The sequence below is a fragment of the uncultured Campylobacter sp. genome, assembly GCF_938040115.1.
GTDB lineage: Bacteria > Campylobacterota > Campylobacteria > Campylobacterales > Campylobacteraceae > Campylobacter_A.
This window is the reverse complement of record NZ_CALHXD010000325.1, coordinates 1-3,524: the sequence shown is the minus strand read 5'-3', so window position 1 is coordinate 3,524 and position 3,524 is coordinate 1. Positions and strand designations below refer to the sequence as shown.

The 3,524-nt window shown below is 46.5% G+C and carries 3 protein-coding genes and 1 pseudogene; all 4 read left to right on the top strand.

Features of this window, described 5'->3' with window-relative positions; all coding sequences use genetic code 11:
- On the top strand, positions 1-1,735 hold a 1,735-nt coding region (locus Q0314_RS10995; protein ID WP_298059006.1), incomplete at its 5' end, for a 4Fe-4S dicluster domain-containing protein.
- Positions 1,736-1,953: 218 nt separating this feature from the next.
- On the top strand, positions 1,954-2,559 hold the full coding sequence (locus Q0314_RS10990; protein WP_298059004.1) for a LemA family protein: 606 nt from the start codon (positions 1,954-1,956) through the stop codon (positions 2,557-2,559).
- Positions 2,560-2,631: 72 nt separating this feature from the next.
- Positions 2,632-3,144 carry a DNA-deoxyinosine glycosylase gene (locus Q0314_RS10985; RefSeq protein ID WP_298059001.1) on the top strand — a complete coding sequence of 171 codons (513 nt, stop codon included), beginning with the start codon at positions 2,632-2,634 and terminating at the stop codon, positions 3,142-3,144.
- Between the two features lie 162 nt (positions 3,145-3,306).
- Positions 3,307-3,524: pseudogene (locus Q0314_RS10980) on the top strand (hypothetical protein); the annotation flags it as partial.

Here is a 3,524-nt window from a genome sequence, read left to right as displayed (position 1 = left end):
CGATCCTAGCTGGCTAAATTTGACGGATGACGCGAGCGCGGAGGAAAAATACGTCGGCGATGAATTTATAGAAAAAATCGTTAAGCCTATCAACGCCGCTAGGGGAGATAGCTTGCCTGTTTCGGCGTTTGTGGGCTTTGAGGACGGACACTTTAAGTCAGGCACCACGGCCTACGAAAAACGCGGTATCGGCGTGATGGTGCCTAAGTGGATCGAGGAAAATTGTATCCAATGTAACCAGTGCGCCTTCGTCTGCCCGCACGCGGTGATCAGGCCGTTTCTTATCGATGAAAACGAGCTCGCCGCCGCTCCGCAAACCGTGCAAGATCACGTCCTAGACGCCAAAGGCAAAGATGTAAAAGGGCTAAAATATAAAATCCAAGTTAGCCCGCTTGACTGCACGGGCTGCGAACTGTGCGCTCAAAACTGCCCGAGCAAGGAAAAATCGCTTGTCATGGTGCCTCTAGCAGAGGAGATGGATAAAAACGAGCAGGAAAATGCCGATTATTTATTTAAAAAAGTAACCTACAAAGACGACCTGATGAGCAAAGATAGCGTCAAGGGCGTGGGCTTTGCGCAGCCGCTGTTTGAGTTTCACGGCGCGTGCCCGGGATGCGGCGAGACGCCTTATATCGGGCTTGTTACGAGACTATTCGGCGACCGTATGATTGTGGCAAACGCCACCGGTTGTAGCTCGATCTACGGCGGCAGCGCGCCTTCGACGCCTTATACGACAAACAAAGAGGGCAAGGGTGTAGCGTGGGCAAATTCGCTGTTTGAGGATAACGCGGAGTTTGGCATGGGTATGAACGTCGCGGTAGAGACGCTGCGCCACCGTATCGAAGACGTCATGCTACGCACCAAAGACGCCGCGCCAAATGCCCTAGCCGCGCTATACTCCGACTGGATAACGCATAAAAACGACGGTGAGAAAACGACGCAAATCGCTAAAATTTTGACCCCTCTTTTGGAGCAAAATTTAAGCGTAGAGGGCGTAAAAGAAATTTTAGAGCTAAAAAGATATCTCGTCAAAAAATCCCAGTGGATCATCGGCGGCGACGGCTGGGCCTACGACATCGGCTTTGGCGGGCTTGATCACGTGCTAGCTAGCGGCGAGAACGTAAACGTGCTCGTACTTGACACCGAGGTCTACTCAAACACCGGCGGCCAAAGCTCAAAATCCAGCCGCGCGGGCTCCATAGCGCAGTTTACCGCTAGCGGCAAGCCGATGCAGAAAAAAGATCTAGGCTACATCGCGATGACCTACGGAAATATCTTCGTCGCGCAGATCAACTCAAACGCGAGCCAAGCAAACACGATAAAAGCCATCGCCGCAGCCGAGGCCTACGATGGACCTAGCCTCGTGATCGCGTATTCGCCGTGTATCGCGCACGGTATAAAAGGCGGCATGGCCTACTCCGGCGATCAAGGCGAGTTAGCGACTAAGTGCGGCTACTGGCCGACCTACGTCTACGATCCGCGCCTAATCAAAGAGGGCAAAAATCCGCTCAAAATGACCTCAAAAGAGCCGGACTGGTCGCTTTACGAGGAGTTTTTGCTAAACGAGGTTCGTTACAACTCGCTTAAGAAAACTAACCCGCAGCACGCGGACGAGCTGCTGGCTAAAAACAAGGCCGACGCGCAAAGACGCTACCGCCAGCTAAAACGCCTAAGCTTGGCTGATTTTAGCGATGAGGTCGAGACTAGCGCGGAAGCTGCCCAAAGCGCCGAGTAGGGTGCAAATTTCTCTCGTCCAAATTTGACGGGCGAGAGAAAATATCTGTAAATTGGCCGCTCGTTCGGGCGGTTAAATTTGCGCGGTGTTGTTTGTAAGGTTATATTTGGTTTCCAGATAAACGCTTACTTAAATTTTTAGCCAGGTAATTTTTAAGTAAATTTAAGTCTCAATAAGCAATAATCGCGCATTCTAATGCAATTAAAAAAAGGAGTAAAATGTTTATCACTATAATCGTTGTTGTGGTTGCTTTGGCGGCTTATATTATTAAAATATATAATAAATTGCAGTCAATGATGCAAAATATAAGAGAAAGCTTTGCAAACATCCAAGCTACGCTTAAAAAACGCCTAGACCTTTCAAATCAAATTATAGACATAGCTAAAGATTACGCAAACGGCGAGCAAATGGTGCAACTTGGTATTTCTGGAAACGGAGTCGCAAAAGTAGCTGCTTTGGCGCAGGCTTTTCCAGAGCTAAAAGCCAATGAAACATACCAAATGCTAATGTCGCAATTGGAAAAAATCGAAGGCGAGCTTTTAAATAGACGCGAGAACTATAATGCTGAGGTTAAAAGTTATAATGCCTATAAAAATGCTTTTCCTCAAGTTTTAATAGCTTCAAAGTTGTCTTTTGAGTCAGTGGCTTATTTTGATATTAACGATGAGGATTTTAGCGAAAATTTAAAAATATTTAAAAAGGACGATTCGGCAAAGATACAAGAGATTTTAAGTGACTCCAATAAGAAAATCACCGATATTGCAATGAATGCAAAAAAGATGATTAATGATAAGATTTCAAATAATTCTGATAAAAAAGATTAGTTCTTGTAAAATATGTAAATAATATGAACGGTTTAGATGATGGGGAATATGAATTAATTTCAAAGGCATAAAATGAGCCAAACCCATCCTTTTCAACCGATTTTTGATAAAAACTCTAAAATTTTAATCCTCGGCTCCTTCCCCTCCGTCGTTTCTCGTAAATTTGGCTTTTATTATGCAAATCCGCAAAATCGCTTCTGGCGAGTATTGGCCGGGATTTTAAATGTTCCGCCGCCTACGAACATGGACGAAAAGATAAAATTCCTACTCGCCCGCGGCATCGCCATCTACGACGCGGCGATCTGCTGCGAGATAAAGGGCTCGAGCGACGCCAAAATGACCGCCGTCGTGCCTGCAAATTTAGAGCCGATCTTTAGCGGAGCGCGCATCGTGCAGGTGTTCGCAAACGGCGGCAAGGCGCATGAAATCTGCGAAAAATATCTAAAAACTCAAATTTTAAACGAAACCGGCAAAGAGTCGATCAAACTACCCTCTACAAGCCCAGCGAATGCAAATTTTAGCTTTGAAAGGCTCGTGCACGAGTGGACGATCGTCGCAGATATGTTAAAGCGCGCCGAAATTTAACGCTCGGCTCCATTAAACAGCGAGAGAGGCTTACAGGCATGGCTTGCGCGCCGCCTGCGCCGAAAATCAAATCTACAGCCCAAACTCCGCGAGGATTTATCTAAAATTTAGCTTCAAATTTTAAAATTCTTCAAATTTAACCGAGCCACAAGGAAGCAAAATATGAAAACCCGCAAAGCCGCGCAAAATTCGCTCAATTTAGGCTTAAATTTAATGCGAAATTTTAGCTTTCCAAGCGCATTAAAGTTCCTGCTTCTGCTTCCGCTTTTGGCGCTGGGCGCGCAAGCTCTGGAGCCAAAAATCGTAATGCAGCCCGAGCCGGTCCTAAAAAACGGCCTGTATTTCGTAGCGGACAAGCCCTATAGCGGGACGCTCAAGGT

Coding starts and splice junctions, on each gene's coding strand:
- Q0314_RS10985 (WP_298059001.1), top strand. CDS start 2,632: ATGAGCCAAACCCATCCTTTTCAACCGATTTTTGATAAAAACTCTAAA.
- Q0314_RS10990 (WP_298059004.1), top strand. CDS start 1,954: ATGTTTATCACTATAATCGTTGTTGTGGTTGCTTTGGCGGCTTATATT.